General features: G+C 64.8%; 19 protein-coding genes. 8 read left to right on the forward strand and 11 right to left on the reverse strand.

Features of this window, described 5'->3' with window-relative positions; all coding sequences use genetic code 11:
- Positions 1 to 132 precede the first annotated feature (132 nt).
- Positions 133 to 1,092, reverse strand: a complete 960-nt coding sequence (locus IE071_RS00250) for a sulfotransferase family protein (RefSeq protein WP_189439193.1) — start codon at positions 1,090 to 1,092, stop codon at positions 133 to 135.
- 407 nt (positions 1,093 to 1,499) lie between these two features.
- Positions 1,500 to 2,336 (reverse strand): META and DUF4377 domain-containing protein, encoded by an 837-nt coding sequence (locus IE071_RS00255; RefSeq protein ID WP_189439194.1) that lies wholly within the window; start codon positions 2,334 to 2,336, stop codon positions 1,500 to 1,502.
- A gap of 333 nt (positions 2,337 to 2,669) precedes the next feature.
- Here IE071_RS00255 and IE071_RS00260 point away from each other — a divergent pair, with 333 nt between their 5' ends.
- A complete protein-coding gene (locus tag IE071_RS00260; protein ID WP_189439195.1) occupies positions 2,670 to 2,825 on the forward strand; it encodes a DUF3309 family protein in 156 nt (51 codons plus the stop codon).
- Positions 2,826 to 2,856: 31 nt separating this feature from the next.
- Here IE071_RS00260 and tsaA read toward each other — a convergent pair whose 3' ends face one another.
- Entirely contained in the window at positions 2,857 to 3,393 is a 537-nt protein-coding gene (gene tsaA / locus IE071_RS00265) for a tRNA (N6-threonylcarbamoyladenosine(37)-N6)-methyltransferase TrmO (protein ID WP_189439196.1), read from the reverse strand.
- Positions 3,394 to 3,479: 86 nt separating this feature from the next.
- Here tsaA and IE071_RS00270 point away from each other — a divergent pair, with 86 nt between their 5' ends.
- Positions 3,480 to 3,854: a YciI family protein gene (locus IE071_RS00270; RefSeq protein WP_189439197.1), complete on the forward strand. Its 375-nt coding sequence runs from the start codon at positions 3,480 to 3,482 to the stop codon at positions 3,852 to 3,854.
- 66 nt (positions 3,855 to 3,920) lie between these two features.
- On the forward strand, positions 3,921 to 4,454 hold the full coding sequence (locus IE071_RS00275; RefSeq protein ID WP_189439198.1) for a DUF6630 family protein: 534 nt from the start codon (positions 3,921 to 3,923) through the stop codon (positions 4,452 to 4,454).
- 15 nt (positions 4,455 to 4,469) lie between these two features.
- On the opposite strand, the gene IE071_RS00280 is transcribed toward IE071_RS00275, so the two are convergent.
- Positions 4,470 to 4,778, reverse strand: a complete 309-nt coding sequence (locus tag IE071_RS00280; protein WP_189439199.1) for a UBP-type zinc finger domain-containing protein — start codon at positions 4,776 to 4,778, stop codon at positions 4,470 to 4,472.
- A 124-nt stretch (positions 4,779 to 4,902) separates the two neighbouring features.
- Here IE071_RS00280 and IE071_RS00285 point away from each other — a divergent pair, with 124 nt between their 5' ends.
- Both IE071_RS00285 and IE071_RS00290 read left to right on the forward strand, forming a co-directional pair.
- Entirely contained in the window at positions 4,903 to 5,616 is a 714-nt protein-coding gene (locus tag IE071_RS00285) for an HAD family hydrolase (RefSeq protein WP_189439200.1), read from the forward strand.
- A gap of 61 nt (positions 5,617 to 5,677) precedes the next feature.
- Positions 5,678 to 6,640 carry a quinone oxidoreductase family protein gene (locus IE071_RS00290; protein ID WP_189439201.1) on the forward strand — a complete coding sequence of 321 codons (963 nt, stop codon included), beginning with the start codon at positions 5,678 to 5,680 and terminating at the stop codon, positions 6,638 to 6,640.
- 40 nt (positions 6,641 to 6,680) lie between these two features.
- Here the strand turns inward: IE071_RS00290 and IE071_RS00295 are convergent, their stop codons facing one another.
- On the reverse strand, positions 6,681 to 6,959 hold the full coding sequence (locus IE071_RS00295; RefSeq protein ID WP_189439202.1) for a hypothetical protein: 279 nt from the start codon (positions 6,957 to 6,959) through the stop codon (positions 6,681 to 6,683).
- Between the two features lie 58 nt (positions 6,960 to 7,017).
- Positions 7,018 to 7,947, reverse strand: a complete 930-nt coding sequence (locus tag IE071_RS00300) for an ion channel (RefSeq protein ID WP_229792682.1) — start codon at positions 7,945 to 7,947, stop codon at positions 7,018 to 7,020.
- A 115-nt stretch (positions 7,948 to 8,062) separates the two neighbouring features.
- Between IE071_RS00300 and IE071_RS00305 the strand changes: the two genes are divergently transcribed.
- Positions 8,063 to 8,251, forward strand: a complete 189-nt coding sequence (locus IE071_RS00305; RefSeq protein WP_189439203.1) for a CPXCG motif-containing cysteine-rich protein — start codon at positions 8,063 to 8,065, stop codon at positions 8,249 to 8,251.
- Between the two features lie 46 nt (positions 8,252 to 8,297).
- Positions 8,298 to 8,786, forward strand: coding sequence for a putative toxin-antitoxin system toxin component, PIN family (locus IE071_RS00310; protein ID WP_189439204.1), 489 nt, complete (start codon positions 8,298 to 8,300; stop codon positions 8,784 to 8,786).
- A 9-nt stretch (positions 8,787 to 8,795) separates the two neighbouring features.
- Here the strand turns inward: IE071_RS00310 and pncA are convergent, their stop codons facing one another.
- A complete protein-coding gene (gene pncA / locus IE071_RS00315; protein ID WP_189439205.1) occupies positions 8,796 to 9,449 on the reverse strand; it encodes a bifunctional nicotinamidase/pyrazinamidase in 654 nt (217 codons plus the stop codon).
- Between the two features lie 110 nt (positions 9,450 to 9,559).
- Between pncA and IE071_RS00320 the strand changes: the two genes are divergently transcribed.
- Positions 9,560 to 9,967 carry a hypothetical protein gene (locus tag IE071_RS00320; protein ID WP_189439206.1) on the forward strand — a complete coding sequence of 136 codons (408 nt, stop codon included), beginning with the start codon at positions 9,560 to 9,562 and terminating at the stop codon, positions 9,965 to 9,967.
- A gap of 54 nt (positions 9,968 to 10,021) precedes the next feature.
- On the opposite strand, the gene cls is transcribed toward IE071_RS00320, so the two are convergent.
- From cls to IE071_RS00340, 4 genes are all read right to left on the reverse strand, one after another.
- Positions 10,022 to 11,413 (reverse strand): cardiolipin synthase, encoded by a 1,392-nt coding sequence (gene cls / locus IE071_RS00325; RefSeq protein WP_189439207.1) that lies wholly within the window; start codon positions 11,411 to 11,413, stop codon positions 10,022 to 10,024.
- Between the two features lie 18 nt (positions 11,414 to 11,431).
- A complete protein-coding gene (locus IE071_RS00330) occupies positions 11,432 to 12,799 on the reverse strand; it encodes an FAD/NAD(P)-binding protein (RefSeq protein WP_189439208.1) in 1,368 nt (455 codons plus the stop codon).
- Between the two features lie 29 nt (positions 12,800 to 12,828).
- On the reverse strand, positions 12,829 to 13,407 hold the full coding sequence (locus IE071_RS00335; RefSeq protein ID WP_189439209.1) for a cysteine dioxygenase: 579 nt from the start codon (positions 13,405 to 13,407) through the stop codon (positions 12,829 to 12,831).
- Between the two features lie 170 nt (positions 13,408 to 13,577).
- Entirely contained in the window at positions 13,578 to 14,246 is a 669-nt protein-coding gene (locus tag IE071_RS00340) for an energy transducer TonB (RefSeq protein WP_189439210.1), read from the reverse strand.
- Positions 14,247 to 14,426: the final 180 nt, after the last annotated feature.

Raw genomic sequence — 14,426 nt, forward strand, 5'->3', positions numbered from 1 at the left:
GGCCGCGATGTGCGCGTACTTCAAGAAGCGGCGTACTACGGCGGGCTGGAAAAGGCTGATCAGCGCCCGGATCTGGACGGCTGCTTCCAGTAAGGGCCTGTGTGTTTTGGTTGTAGGGCGTAGGAGCAGTGGTTACTTGCAATGCCGCTGTTGGCTCATGCTGCTACTTGGATGGGATGTCACGTAGCTTCCTGAATTCGGGCGCCTAACTCTGCGGTCAGCTCCACTGCGCAAGAGAAGGCACTTCGTGCGCAGATCGTCGTACGACTCCAGATGATCGTCCAGCCACCGCTTGAATCGCGAGGTGAACAAGCCGTCCGCCTTGTTTTCCATGGGGCGTGGAAGGCCGCTGATGGCGCCGTCCTTCCAGGGCTCGTGCTTCAGATCCGCAATGCTCTGGCTGCAGGTGTCCTCGAGCCGGGTGTTGGGTCGCAGATCCAGGAATTGACAGATCCGCGTCCATTCATCGTCCGGCTCGCGGATCAGGTCTTCCAGAAATACGAAGGCGTGATTGGCGCGCCCGATGCATGCCTCATGAATCTGCATCGCGCGGTTCCAGCGGCGCGCCCAGTGCACCGAACCACCGCCAAAGGCATCGTCGTTCTCGAAACGAAGGTAGGCGTCCACCAGCGAAGCCAGCACGTCCTCGCCCGGGCGTATCACGTGGATGAAACGTGCGTCGGATGCGCAGGCTTCGATTTCCGGCATGTACAGAAGATGGTTCGGTGTCTTCTCCACCCACAGCGAGCAATCGGCGTGCGACGCAAGCGAGTCGAGCAGGTCGATGAACTTGGCGGCGCAGGCGTTCGAGCTGAACGGTACTCGCTTGATCTGGCTGCGCTCGTCATCCAGCGAGTGCAGCAGCGGAACGATCGAAGGTCTTACTCCCTTGCGCATCAAGCCAAGGCGCTGTCGCCACCGGCGTCGTCGCGGTTTGGCACGGTAATCGCCCCAGCGCCATTCCAGATCGGCGTACAGCTGCTCAAAGAAAGCCGTCTCTGGCAGGGTGAATACATCCGGGTGTCTGGCCAGCAAGGCCTGCACGACCGTGGTGCCAGATCGCGGACAACCAACAATAAAAGTCCGTTTCATAGCTCAGGATCTCCTTCAACTCACGTCGGAAGCGACAAGCCCGACCATTTACGTTCAAACGTGCCTGAAACCCGGCGGTTGACCTGTGAAAGCATCGGGATGCGTGACCCATATCGCGAAGTGCCGGCAAGTCAGGCCACTCCATGAGAATCCGGGTCACTTGATGTCTGCCGTGTAGTGCCGGGTTCCGCTGCATGGTCGCGCGGCGCAGCCGCCGACAGGCTCGCTGTGCCTTGCACAGGAGACGAGCTGTTTCAGTTGCGAGGCGAATCGGCACAAGACGATCAGCCGATGCGCGGTGTTGCTCGCGGCGACGCTGCAAAATCGCTACGTCGCGTTGGCACCGATGGCGCCGTCGTTGCGGGTACGTCCGTGGCGGGTGGTGCTGCTGAAACGCAGCTTGTACGTCATGGATGTTGCGGCTGATCCGCTGGATCGGATGACTTGACGATTTCGCTCTCCACGACCATGTCGAGCACGAGCGCGGTGGCCGGTGCATCGGCGAGCGGCTGCTTCAGCGTGTAACGCTTCACGCGCAGCACGTTGCGTGTGCCGGGCTGGTGCACGTAACCCTCGATGTCCTGTTGCAGCGTCTGCCATGGGCCGGGTTGGCCGCTGCGCAGACCTTGTGCGTCGTAGTGGCGTTCGCGCACCAGCAGGCATGACTTGTCCGGGATCAGCGGGTGATGGCACGGCGTCGTGTTGGATGCCACTTCCAGAAACATCGTCTCGCCGGGGCCATCGTAACGTGCCTCCGCTGTCGGCTTGCCGGCGAACGTCAGCGACAGGCCGCTGTCGGCCGCCAGCGTGAGCAACGGTGTGTCGCCGGCCGTCGTCAGGATCAGTGTGGGTCGGCTTTGCAGCACAGCCTTGATGGTGGACTCGCGCTGCATCAGGGTCGGCTCGGCGCAGGCCATCATGGTATGCAACAAAGACGTCGTGACGAGATGGCCCTCGACGATGGTGTAGCCGCCGTGGATGCCATTGCAGGCGTTGCGCACGCTGATCGTGTCAGCGCTGAAATCGAGCTGCAGCGGTTGATCCGGCTTGTCGAGCAGTACGTCGAGGCGCCGATTGTTGCCGTCGACGGCGTCGTGCAATTGCCAGTGGTAGCGCGCGAGGGTGATGGTGGATGTCGGCACGCTGGCGCTGGCTGCCATCGGCGCAGCCGGATGCGTGGTCGATTCGGGTGCCGACATGCAGGCAGTGAGTGCGAGCGACAGCAGCAGTAGGCAGGCTTTCATGATGGGTTCTCCTGAGAGGACGATTCAACAATCTCGCACGTGAACATGGCTTGACGATGGCGTTGGCAAGGCGAGACGTGCATACACAAAAAAGCCGCGTCGAGCTTGCGCCGAACGCGGCAAATGTTTGAACCGATCCACTGCCAGTGCATCGGGTGCCGCCAGCGGAGGGTTCCGACTGGCCCGGGCCAAGTTAGCGGTTGCCTGTCTCACGGACTGGGATGGCGTTTGGCCGGTGCCGGATTTCGCTCGTCACACGGCCTAGACGGCTCTGGCGGGCACGATGCGGTTCTTGTTGGCCAACACGGCACAACATCCCCATGAGAACGTGCCATGTTGATCACCATCCTGATTGTCGTCCTTGTCCTTGCACTCGTCGGCGGTCTGCCGACTTGGCCGCATTCCCGTTCGTGGGGTTACGGGCCGAGTGGCGGCATCGGCCTGATCCTGGTCATTCTGCTGGTGCTTTTTCTGCTCGGCCGGCTGTGAGGCCGGTTCTGAGGCGATAACGAGCGCGCGCTCAATCCGCTGGCGTGACACGTGGCCGGCGTGGGCCCGGTGCGGAGTGCCGGCCCTGCGCCGCGTCGATCTCGTCGATCCAGCCCGCGCGCGAGATCGGAAACGCATCGGCGTAGGGCACGTACGGCTTGATGTCGAGGATCGGTGTGCCGTCGAGCAAATCCATCCCGCGCACGCGTAGCGCATGTTCGCCGACCTCGACCAGCTCGACCGCGGACAGGCCGATCGCATTCGGCCGGTGCGGCGAACGGGTGGCCAGCACGCTGCGCTTGCCGCCACCGCGCGGTGGTCGTACCTCGGCCTTCCAGCCTTCGCTGCGATGGAACACGAACACCAGCCAGATGCGCTCGAAGCCGGCCAGGTCGCGAAATGCCGCGGTCGGAAAGTCCGCCGTGAACTGGATGATCGCCTCGGCCGCCGCGCCGGTCTCGGTGCCTTCGACCACGGTGGGCTGGTGCGGCGCGTCGATGCGCTGCGCATATGGCGAGCGTACGAACGCGATCGGGTGGCAGGAGAACGCGCTGGAGGTATCGTTCATGGTGGTCAGCGTGGCGGGATGCCGGCATTATCCATCCTCCGCACACCTTCCCATGGCTTTATCCACCTTCCCCTGTCGAGGACGCCATGAAATACCTGGTCATGATCTATTGCGACGACGCCTTGCTCAACGCGTTGCCGGACGGCGAGTTCGACACGATGATGCACGGCTGCTTCATGCATGCGGACGAATTGCAGGCGCAAGGCCATCTGCATGATTCGCAGCAGCTGGAGGCGCCAGCCACGGCGCGAACGCTGCGCATGCGCAACGACCGCGTCAGCGTCGTCGACGGGCCGTTTGCCGAGACCAAGGAATACCTGGGCGGCTTCAACCTGATCGAGGCCGACAGCATGGACGAGGCGGTGCGGATCGCCTCGGAGTTTCCGTGGTCGCGCACCGGTGCGATCGAGATCCGGCCGGTGCGCGACATGGCGGCGGTGCGCCGCCGGGTGGGCGCGTGATGATCGGCGCTTCCCCCGCGGCGGCGTACGCGCCACCATGCGACTCCTGCCTGTAGTGATCCACCCATGAATTCATCCGACGACGAATATGAAGGCGAGCGCGAATTCGACGATGTCGATGAGGACTCGGTCGAGGCGAAGGTCTGGCAGCTGCTGCTGCTGATCAATCCCGGCGACGAGGAAACTGCGCTGCTGCAGTTCAACGACTACCGCGAGGCGATGGCCGATGTTGACGCTGACGAGGTCGAGCCGATCGAGGTGATCGGTCGGGTGATCGACTGGCGCTCTGGTTTCATCGTGGGCACGCACGACCTGCGCTCGCTGGTGCAGGCGATCGACGAACTGTCCTCACGCTGGAACCTGTCGGTCGACTGGAACGGCGATCCGGACGACGACGAGTTCTTCGACGACCTGGATGCGGCCGAGTTATTCTCGATCGCCTACGACCGCCTGGCGGAGTTCGGCTACACGCTGTGGGCGTGGGAGACCGACGGCGACACCTACGCCGGCTTCATGACGCTGACCCGCGACGGCGAACCGTTGCGTGAACTGGCCACCACGTTAGGCATCAATCTGCGACTGGGTAGCGAAGTGAGCTGAGCCGCACTCCAACGCTCAGTAGTAGCGCGGGATCGGGCCAAGCTGCGGCGTCATGCGGTCACGCAGGTCGAACATCACTTCATCCACGTAGCACCAACCCCATCCTTCCGGCGGATCGTAGCCTTCGATGATCGGGTGCTTGGTGCTGTGAAAATGTTTGGTGGCGTGCCGGTTCGGCGAATCGTCGCAGCAGCCGACATGCCCGCAGGTGCGGCAGATGCGCAGGTGCAGCCAGACGTCGCCGGACTGCAGGCATTCCTCGCAACCGCGCGCGCTGGGTGTGACCTCCTGAATGCCTTCGAGATGGGTGCAATGCGTGGCCATCGAAAGTCTCCGTCGGGATCCGCAAAGCCGGCCCATGAATGAGGGGCGAGCCGGGCGCTTATCATAGGCCGACTTTCGGTATCTGTTCCGGTACAGACCCCACCCAGGATGAAAGGTTGACGGCATGCTGCAACTGATCGGTTTCGATGGCGACGACACGCTGTGGCATAGCGAGGGTTACTACCGGCAGGCGAACGAGGAGTTCGCCACGATCGTCGGGCGCTACGTGGATCTCGGCGACCAGCAGGTGCACGACAGCATGCTGGCAACCGAGCAGCGCAACCTCAAGCTGTTCGGCTACGGCGCGAAAGGGATGGCGCTGTCGATGGTGGAGACCGCGATTGCGGTCAGTGCCGGCCGCATCACGGCAGCCGACATCCATCGGCTGATCGAGCTGGGCAAGGACGTGCTGCAGCACCCGGTGGAACTGCTGCCCGGCATTCGTGAGGCGGTCGAGGCGGTAGCGCAGCATCACGCGGTGGTGCTGATCACCAAGGGCGACCTGTTCCACCAGGAAAAGAAGGTCGCGCAATCAGGTCTGGCCGAGCTGTTCCGCCGCATCGAGATCGTCTCGGAGAAGAACGGCGACACTTACCGGCGCGTGCTGGCCGAGTTCAAGCTGCAGCCGGCGCAGTTCGCGATGGTCGGCAATTCGCTGCGTTCGGATATCGAGCCGGTGGTGAAGCTCGGCGGCTGGGGCATCCATCTGCCGTATCACGTGACCTGGGCGCATGAACTGGAGCACGATCTCGGCGACGACCATCCGCACGTGATCACGGTGGAAGCGCCATCGGCGATTCCGGCAGCCGTGGCGCAATTGCGCGAGCGGGCGGCTTGAATCGCGCGCGGCGCGTGAGCAGGTTTGATTAGAAGATTTCATTAATTCGGAGCGCCACGCCATGCATGCCTTGTTGTTTGAAAAATTCGGCGGTCCCGAGGTGTTGCACTGGGGCGAGCAACCCGATCCGGTTCCCGCGCCCGGCCAGGCGCTGGTGCGCATGCGCAGCGTCGGGCTCAATTTCGCGGACGTCTACCGGCGCAACGGCAACTATCACCTGAGCGGCACGGCGCCGTGGATCCTCGGCTACGAGGGCGCGGGCGTGATCGAGCAAGCAGCCGCAGGCGATTCGCTGTTTCCAGTCGGTACACGCGTCGGTTTTGCCGACATGCCGTACGCGAATGCGGAGCTGGTCGCGGTCGATCTCGACAAGCTGATTCCGCTGCCGGACGACATCACGTTCGATACCGCCGCGGCGACCCTGTTGCAGGGTCTGACCGCGCAGTATCTGGTGACCGACAGCTATCGCGTACGCCGCAGCGATGTCGCAGTGGTGCATGCGGCGGCCGGCGGCGTGGGCCAGCTGCTGGTGCAGATGCTGAAGGCGCTGGGTGCGCGCGTGCTGGGCGTGGCGTCGAGTGCGGTGAAACGCGCCGCGGTGCTGACGGCCGGCGCGGATGCTGCGTGTGGTTACGACGAGCTATCCGTGCAAACGAAGCAACTGAGCGAAGGTCGCGGCGCCGACGTGGTCTACGACTCGGTCGGACGCACGCTGGGCGACAGTCTGGCCGCGGCACGTATCGGCGGCACCGTAGTGTTCTACGGCATGGCGGCGGGCGATCCCGATCCGGTGGATCCGCGCCTGCTGATGGATCGCTCGCTGACGCTGACCGGCGGCGATCTCTGGAACGTGCTGACCAGTGCGGCGATCCGGCGCGAGCGGGCGGCGGCGTTGTTCGCGCAGATCCGCGCCGGCCAGCTGCAGCCGAACATCGCCGCGCGCTTTCCGCTCAGCGACGGCGCGAAGGCGCATGCCTATCTGGAAAGTCGCGAAGCGATCGGCAAGGTGCTGCTGACGCTGTGAGTTGCCACAGCTCGGCGCTCGATATGCGCCGGACGCGGAATTATTCCGGCTCGCTGCCCGGCTTGTCGTCGTCAAAACCGGTGTAGCCGTCCGGGAAGATCGGCGTGCCATCCTCTTCCAGTCCCAGCATGTCGGCAAGCGCCTTGGCGGCGGCGGTCTCGGCGATGGTCTTGTCGCGGAAGCTGCGGTTTTCGCAGATCGCGAAATACATCGGGAAGCCGCTCTTGCGCGGAGTCACCGCGAGATAGGCGGTGTAGCGCGAACCTTCGAGCGTGGCGCCGGAGCGGGCAAGGTAGTTGTCGAACTCGCGCTCGGCCATCGGTGGTCATCCGCTAGAGGGAAGCCACAGTGTATCGCCTGACAAGTACGGTGCAGCATCAGCCGGACAGACTCGTATCCTCATCCAGCGGCAGCACGTCGTGAAAGACGCTGTAGTCGATGACGTTGACACCGCTATCGTCGACGTGGACGAGATCGAGGTAACGATGATTCCAGCGCAGCTCCTGGTGACCCCATTGCTGGCGCGCCAGCATGGATTGCGAGGTGGTCTCGTCGACGCCTTCGATACTCAGCAGGAAGGCCGACTGGGTACTTTCCAGGGTCTCGGGGGTTTCGCCGTAGAGCGGGCTGCTCTCATCGATCACATGCATCAGGCTCCAGCTCAGCACGAAGATCGGGTGACGATCGCGGACCAGTTGCAGATCGTGGATCTTGCGCAGCCTGAAACCCTCCGGCGACGTTTCTAGGCGCAGCAGATGCAATTGGGCCGAGGCTTCGGCGATCACGTTCTGGCGGGTGTTGGCGGCACGGATCATCAGGGTTTGCCGGCCGTCGATGACCCGCACGACCGGGTGGTTGGCGAAGATGATCTTCGCGCGTGGCCGCGAGAAGCGCGAAAAGATCAATCCGGTCATCACCGCGATGCAGGCCATGCCGGTGAAGATTTCCACCGTGGCCACGACATGCGCGTAGACGGTCTGTGGATGCATGTCGCCGTAACCGACCGTGGCCAGGGTCTCCACGCTGAAAAAGAACGCGCCGGCAAAACCATGCGGATACTGGTTCGCGATCGGCTGTGTGCCGAGCTGGTAGATCCCGGCAAAGATCGTGTTGAGCAGCAGGAAGGCTGCCGCGGCGAGGCTGAAGAACACCGGCCAGCGCATGATCAGCGCGCGATGATAGATATCGTCCCAGATGCGCCTCGACAGGCCCTGGCTGACGAAGGTCCGGCCGCCGATGTTGAGGGTGCGGGGCTTGTTGAGGAAGTTCGGCATCGGCTTGGCGCTCATCGTCGGCGTGATACGCAAAGATGGATGCCGTCCACGCTGAGGGCGGCAGTGCCGTCGATTGTAGCGCGCCGAACTGAGGCCCCGTGCCGCCAGTCTGTGGCAAGCTGGGTCATCCCTGCTTCGGTACACGCCCATGCTCACGCCCTTCGACATCTCCTGCCCGTATTGCGGCGAACCGATCGAGATCCTGGTCGATGCCTCGGTCGGCGATCAGCACTACATCGAGGACTGCCAGGTCTGTTGCCGACCGATCACGCTGAGCGTCCGGATCGATGCGGACGGCGAGCCGCATGTGAGCGCGACATCCGAAAACGACGCCTGATGGAAGCGCCGGCACTCATGCATCGGTGCTACCCGGTGCTGCTGCGATGACTCGCGCCGAGCTTCCGGTGCCGCGCATCGTGCTGGACACCAATGTGTGTCTGGACCTGTTCGTGTTCGGCGACTCGCTGTGCTCGCACGTGCTGGCGGCCATGCGCAGTGGGGCGGTGCAGGCGGTGACACGCGACGACTGCCGCGAGGAATGGCAGCGGGTGCTGCACTATCCGCAACTGCCGATCGACGATCGACAACGTCCGAGGTTCCGCGATGCTTTCGACGCGTTGATCCAGCTGCTGACGCCCGAAGCATCGATGGTAGGCGAGGACGATCTTCCGCTGCCGCGCTGCGCCGACCCGGACGACCAGAAATTTCTGGAGCTGGCACTGGCGTCGGGTGCGCGTTGGCTACTCAGCAAGGACAAGGAACTGCTGAAGCTGGATCGCCGCACGCGCAGTGCCGGACTGTTTGCGATCCGCTTGCCGCAGTTGTGGTCGATCGCCGAGGTCCGATCGCTCCGAGCGCCTGAGCCCGGATGACCCGCCGCTTCATTCTCGCCTCAGCTCACTTGCTTCGGTAATCGTGATGCCCTGCGTCAGCAGGGTGGTGCGGGTCGCTGCATCCGTATCCAGTGTCACCGGCCGACTGAGATCCCACAGCAGGTGGGCACGGAAGCCGAGTTCCACAGCATCCTGCGCGGTCCACAGCACGCAGACGTCGCGCGCCAGTCCGCACACGAAGACCTCCTCCACGCCGCGTTCGCGCAACCAGCCGGCCAGGCCGGTACTGGGGCGCGCGCCAGCCGGGCCGTGGTTCTCGCGAAAACCGCTATAGGAATCCACGCCCGGATCACTGCCCTTGCGGATCACTGCATCGAGTGGCGACCAGTCGATGGCCGGATGCAGTTCGGCGCCGGGCGTGCCCTGCACGCAGTGATCAGGCCACAGTGTCTGCGGCTGGCCGTACAGGTCGATCTGTTCGAACGGTACCCGGCCTGGATGCGAGCTGGCGAACGAGATGTGTCCGCGCGGGTGCCAGTCCTGGGTCGCCAGCACATGGCGGAAGATGCGCGAGCGCAACAGCTCATCGATGCCTGGCACGATCGCGTCGCCCTCGTGGCAGGCCAAAGCGCCGCCGGGCATGAAGTCAGGCTGCACGTCGACGATGATCAATGCGGCGTGGGACGAGAGGATGTGGCTCATGCGGAGGTTCGCGGATGGGCAGACACTCGAGTCTAGCGCGCTGGCGTCACGAGCCGGATGAGCGAGCATGCATAATGCGCGGGACAACCATCGACGGATATCGCAGCACCATGCATTACGACCAGAGCTGGATGGGCTACGGCATCATCGGCGGCATCGAGGCCGGGGTGATTTCCGCGCTGGCGGGCCTGCTGCTGTTCGGCGTGTTCCACTGGTTGGGGCGGCGCAACGGCTGGAGCTACGGTCCGCAGATCGGCTGGTCGTTCCTGCTGGCGACGGTGCTGACGGCCAGCGGCGATCTATGGGATCTGTTCTATTTCAATTACGCGCGCTTGCAGTCGCTGCAGTTGCTCAAGGCCAAGCTGGCACAGGTGCATGATCCGGACGGCATCGGCACGCGGGTGTTGTGCGAGTTGCTGGGTGTGGTGCTGGGCATCTATATCGGCTGGGTGTGGTGCAGTGGCAACGGGAGCCGGCGCGCCGGTAGCCAGGATAAAGACCAGGATAAACGGGGATAACCGCTGCCTTCGCTGGTCAGCATTACGGCTCCAGCGTGGTCTGGTCAGCATGGTCTACAGCAGCGGATCGAACAACCGCGCCACGTGCATCGCCACCCGGCGCAGGTACGGTGCATCGCGGTATTCGCGCTCGTCCACGGCGGCGGCGTGACGAAAATCTTCGGTCAGCATCGCCGCCACGTCGGCGGCGAAGGCAGGATCGACGGCCAGTGCTGCAACCTCGAAGTTGAGCCGGAACGAGCGGCTGTCCAGGTTCATGCTGCCGATCGCGGCGGCGTCGCGGTCGATCAGCAGCGCTTTTTGATGCAGGAAACCGGGCTGGTAGCGGAACACGCGGATGCCGGCGCGCACCGCGTGATATGCATGCAGGGTGGAGGCGAGAAACACGGTGCGGTGATCCGGCCGCGAAGGAATCAACACGCGCACGTCGACCCCGCGCAGCACCGCCAGCTGCAACGCCGCCCGCACGGCGTGGTCGGGTACGTAGTACGGCGTGCTCAGCCACACGCGCTGTTGCGCCGCGTTGATCGCGGCGGCAAAAAACAGCGAGCCGGTTTCCTGCGGGTCGGCCGGACCGCTGGCGACGACCAGCGCACTGGCATTGCCGTCACCGGACGGCGACGGCAGCAGCGGCGGCGGCGCGCCGGTGATCCATTGCCAGTCGTCGGCAAACAGTTGCTGCAGGTCGGCCACCACCGCGCCGTGCAACTCCAGCTGGGTATCACGCCACGGCGCCAGCGGCGGCTTCAGGCCCAGGTATTCGTCGCCCACGTTGAGGCCGCCGACGAACGCGCGCGCGCCGTCCACCACCACGATTTTGCGATGGTTGCGAAAATTCAGCTGGAACCGGTTGCGCCAGCGATGCGTGGCAAAGCGGTGGATCGCCACGCCGCCGGCGCGCAGCGTGTCTACATAGTGCTGCGGCAACGCATGGCTGCCGATGCCGTCGAACAGCACGCAGACATGCACGCCGGCAGCCGCGCGTTCCAGCAGTATCTGCTGCAGACGGCGACCGAGTGCGTCGTCGTGGATGATGAAAAACTGCACCAGCAGGCACTGCTCGGCGGCGGCCATCGCCGCCAGCATGACGTCGAACGCGGCCTCGCCGTCGATCAGCAGGCGCAGTCGATGACCGCCACGGAATGGCCGCCCTTGCAGTGCGCTGATCGCGGCGAAGCGGGCGCAGCCGGGATCGATGGCGTGTGTATCCGCCGCGGCCAGCACTGCGCGCGGCGACAGCGGGTGATGCCCCACGCGATAACCGAGGAAGCGGCTGGAGCCCAGATACAGATAAGGCAGCAAGGTCACATACGGCAGCAACAGCAGGCCGAGTGCCCAGCCGATCGCGCCCTGTGGTGTACGCGTATGCATCACGGCGTGCATCGCCGCGAACATGCCGAGCAGATGCAGCAGGGCGATACCGAGGGTGAGTGCGCTGGCGGTCATCGCGGGCGCCGGTGACGGCTAGACGCCCAGCAGCCGATCAGCCAGATTGCGGGCCTGCTGGCGGATCTCCGGCATCGCGGTGGATTCCCACAAGGTGCCGCGTAGCAGACTGCCGATCGCGAACAGATGCGGCCAATCCTGGCCGCCATGCTGGAGCCGTCCATCCGTGCCGGCCTGCACGCCGAGTCCGAGCGGATCGGCCGCGATGTGCGCATTGGTCAGCAGCTGGCTGATCAGTCGATGGCTGGTGCGGCGCACGTCGGTGTCCAGGCCGACGGTCTGGATCACCAGATCGGCGCCCAGCGTGTGCGTCTCGCCAGCGTGGCTCAGGTTCAGCTGCAGGCTGTCGCCGATGACGTTCACCGATTGCATGCGTCCGCGCTGGCGATGCAGGCGGCCGCTTTGCTCCAACGCGGCGATTGCGGCGTGTACCTGCGGCGGCATGCGGTGACGGACGCGTTCCCACGCCCAACGCGCATGACGCATGAAGCGCGCACGTTGCTCCAGCGACAGCTCGGCCCACAGGCCGGGCACATGCGGTCGCAGGCTGTCGACGACGGTGCGCCACTCATTGTCTTCCTGCACGATCGCCTCGCGCAGCAGGTGCATCCAGCGGTGGATCTCTGGCGCGTCGTGCATCGCCTCGATCAGTTCGGCGCTGTCGTCGGCGGGCGCGGCGGCCGCGTGCAGATGCGCCTCGGGCAGCAGGCCGTGGCGAGAGATCGCGATGAATTCGGTCTGCGGCCATTGCGCAGAGAGTTCGAGCAGGACGTCGACCGCGGTCAGCCCCAGCCCGATCAGCACCACCTTGCGTGGCGGCGGTTGCAACTGGCCCACCGTGGCCAACAGTTGCCACGGATCCACCACGTAACGACCGCTGGCCAGTGCGTCGGCACTGACGCCGGGCAGCGGCTGCGGCGGCAGCGCGCCGAGTGCCAGCACGGCAGCGTCCACGTGATGACTTTCCTCGCCGTGGATCACGGTGACGCCGTCGTGCTCGGGAACCAGTGCGTCGACCGCGAACGGAATGATGTTCACGTCATGTCCGTGCGCCTTGCCGTGCTGCAGAACGCGCGCCACTTCCGCCTCCAGATAGTCGCCGTAGCGGCGGCGCGGCAGGAAGTCGGTGCCGGCGATCGCCGGGTCGTCGCGCTGCACGAAATCCAGGAAGCCGCGTGGCTTGCCGGCGAACATGCTCATCGAGGCTGCCCGCACGTTCAGCAGATGGCGCTCCGACAGGGTGCCGTAGGCTACGCCGCGCGCGGGCGTGCCGCCGCCGGTATACCAGTCCAGATGCAGTGACTGCGGCGGCTGGCGCTCCAGCAACTCGCTGAGCAGCGTGGCGGCCGCGGCACCGCCGCCGATGATGGCGACCCGTCGAAACATGAAATTCCTTGTGTGTGGTGTCGTGCGGATCAGCGCTGCAGGCGACCGGCGATCGCGCTGCGCTGCGGCTGTGCGATCCAGCGTCCGTCCGGTTCCGCCTGCTCGTACGCGAAGTACTGTGCCAGATCGCCACCATAAACGTGAAGCGTGAGCGCCGTATCGTGCCGGGACAGATTGCGGCAGCGGTGCGCGTGGTGCTGATCGCCTTCGAACCAGGTGCCGTCGCCCGGCCCGAGCCAGTCGCGCCCTTGCATACGCAAGTCGCCCGTGACGGGATCACGCGCATACGACTGCACTTCCAGCGCGCCATGCAGGGTCAACTCCAGACCCCACAGGCCGGCGTGATCGTGCACCGGGGTGAGGTGATTCGGCGGCCACGCCATCACCAGCACACTGAGTGCCGGCTTGCTGCGCTCGGCCAGCAGCCAGCGTTCGAAGCCGCGTTGGCGCGCGCGCAGCGGCGCCAGGCGTGCGGCCAGTGCCGTGGCATCCTGATGCACCACCTGACCCAGTTCACGTGCCATCGAGGCGAGATCGGGCTGCTCGACGGCGCCGTGTTCGAGCGCAATGGCGCGCAGGGTTTTCAAGGTGTTCGCGTGCTTGCCCATGCGTGAAACCTGGCAGGGTGGATGGGCGTCAGTGGAGCATGCGTATCGTTAAAGACGCGTAAGCCGGCGACGAATATTCGCCATGCTGGCGTGCCGCACCGGCATGCGGAGACAGAAGGTTGGCGTGGGGAGCCCGGCCGGAATACCGGCCGGGCTTGCTGGCGGATCGGTCAATCGCGCAACTGGAAATTCACCGGCACCCTGGCCCATGCACGCACTGCCTGCCCATTCACTATCGCAGGCTGGAAACGCCAACCGGCGAGGACCTGGTCACGTGCGCTGCGGTCGAGCAGGGCATAGCCGCTGCCCTGTTCCACCGTCACCTGCATTGGCTTGCCGGTTTCATCCACCAGCACCCTTAGCAGCACGGTGCCGTGCATGTGCTGTTGCCGCGCCTGTGCCGGGAAACGCAACGGCGCTACCTGATAGGCCAGGCTGGCTTCGACCGCAGGCGCCACCCCAGCGGTGCCGGGAGTGGTGTCGCTGGGTAGCAGCGTTGGTGGGCTGATCGGCGGCGCGGCGATATTGCCTTCCACGCTGGGCACGACGACCGGTGGGCTGACCGGTGTCGGTCGCACGTGCGCTTGCGGCAGTGTCGGTGGGTGCGGTAACGGCTTCAGCTCGACCGGCAGCGGTGGCGGAATCACGGCTGGGCGCTCGATGATCCGGATCAGTGACGCGGGAGTCAGCTGGCTGACCACGGCAAACTGCGCCGGAGTGACCGGTCGTGTGGCAATCACGATGACGGCCAGGTTGAGTGCAATCGCGGCGCTGAGAGCAGCGATGCGTGCACTGTCGGGGTGTGCGCGATGAGCAACGGCCAGGCTTGCGGACGACATGGCGACCTCCTGACATCGGTGGGGATGTTGCGGCAGTCACGCTGCGTGAGCAGGGGGATCGTGCTGCCGCGACTGCAGCGTATGCCTGTCCGGCGATCTTGCGCAAGTAGACGGCTGGATGGCCATGTTTGACGGGCCGTTGTCCGTGGATCGGGCAGGTTGTGAGGAGCGACGATGAGT

Source organism: Rhodanobacter panaciterrae (assembly GCF_014651895.1).
Taxonomy (GTDB): domain Bacteria; phylum Pseudomonadota; class Gammaproteobacteria; order Xanthomonadales; family Rhodanobacteraceae; genus Rhodanobacter; species Rhodanobacter panaciterrae.

Bases quoted from the DNA above. Each gene is read 5' to 3' on its own strand.
- IE071_RS00340 (WP_189439210.1), bottom strand. From the start codon at position 14,246: ATGTCGTCCGCAAGCCTGGCCGTTGCTCATCGCGCACACCCCGACAGT.
- IE071_RS00305 (WP_189439203.1), top strand. From the start codon at position 8,063: ATGCTCACGCCCTTCGACATCTCCTGCCCGTATTGCGGCGAACCGATC.
- IE071_RS00290 (WP_189439201.1), top strand. From the start codon at position 5,678: ATGCATGCCTTGTTGTTTGAAAAATTCGGCGGTCCCGAGGTGTTGCAC.
- IE071_RS00310 (WP_189439204.1), top strand. From the start codon at position 8,298: ATGACTCGCGCCGAGCTTCCGGTGCCGCGCATCGTGCTGGACACCAAT.
- pncA (WP_189439205.1), bottom strand. From the start codon at position 9,449: ATGAGCCACATCCTCTCGTCCCACGCCGCATTGATCATCGTCGACGTG.
- IE071_RS00285 (WP_189439200.1), top strand. From the start codon at position 4,903: ATGCTGCAACTGATCGGTTTCGATGGCGACGACACGCTGTGGCATAGC.
- IE071_RS00250 (WP_189439193.1), bottom strand. From the start codon at position 1,092: ATGAAACGGACTTTTATTGTTGGTTGTCCGCGATCTGGCACCACGGTC.
- IE071_RS00270 (WP_189439197.1), top strand. From the start codon at position 3,480: ATGAAATACCTGGTCATGATCTATTGCGACGACGCCTTGCTCAACGCG.
- IE071_RS00280 (WP_189439199.1), bottom strand. From the start codon at position 4,778: ATGGCCACGCATTGCACCCATCTCGAAGGCATTCAGGAGGTCACACCC.
- IE071_RS00255 (WP_189439194.1), bottom strand. From the start codon at position 2,336: ATGAAAGCCTGCCTACTGCTGCTGTCGCTCGCACTCACTGCCTGCATG.
- tsaA (WP_189439196.1), bottom strand. From the start codon at position 3,393: ATGAACGATACCTCCAGCGCGTTCTCCTGCCACCCGATCGCGTTCGTA.
- IE071_RS00295 (WP_189439202.1), bottom strand. From the start codon at position 6,959: ATGGCCGAGCGCGAGTTCGACAACTACCTTGCCCGCTCCGGCGCCACG.
- IE071_RS00275 (WP_189439198.1), top strand. From the start codon at position 3,921: ATGAATTCATCCGACGACGAATATGAAGGCGAGCGCGAATTCGACGAT.
- IE071_RS00260 (WP_189439195.1), top strand. From the start codon at position 2,670: ATGTTGATCACCATCCTGATTGTCGTCCTTGTCCTTGCACTCGTCGGC.
- IE071_RS00320 (WP_189439206.1), top strand. From the start codon at position 9,560: ATGCATTACGACCAGAGCTGGATGGGCTACGGCATCATCGGCGGCATC.
- cls (WP_189439207.1), bottom strand. From the start codon at position 11,413: ATGACCGCCAGCGCACTCACCCTCGGTATCGCCCTGCTGCATCTGCTC.
- IE071_RS00335 (WP_189439209.1), bottom strand. From the start codon at position 13,407: ATGGGCAAGCACGCGAACACCTTGAAAACCCTGCGCGCCATTGCGCTC.
- IE071_RS00330 (WP_189439208.1), bottom strand. From the start codon at position 12,799: ATGTTTCGACGGGTCGCCATCATCGGCGGCGGTGCCGCGGCCGCCACG.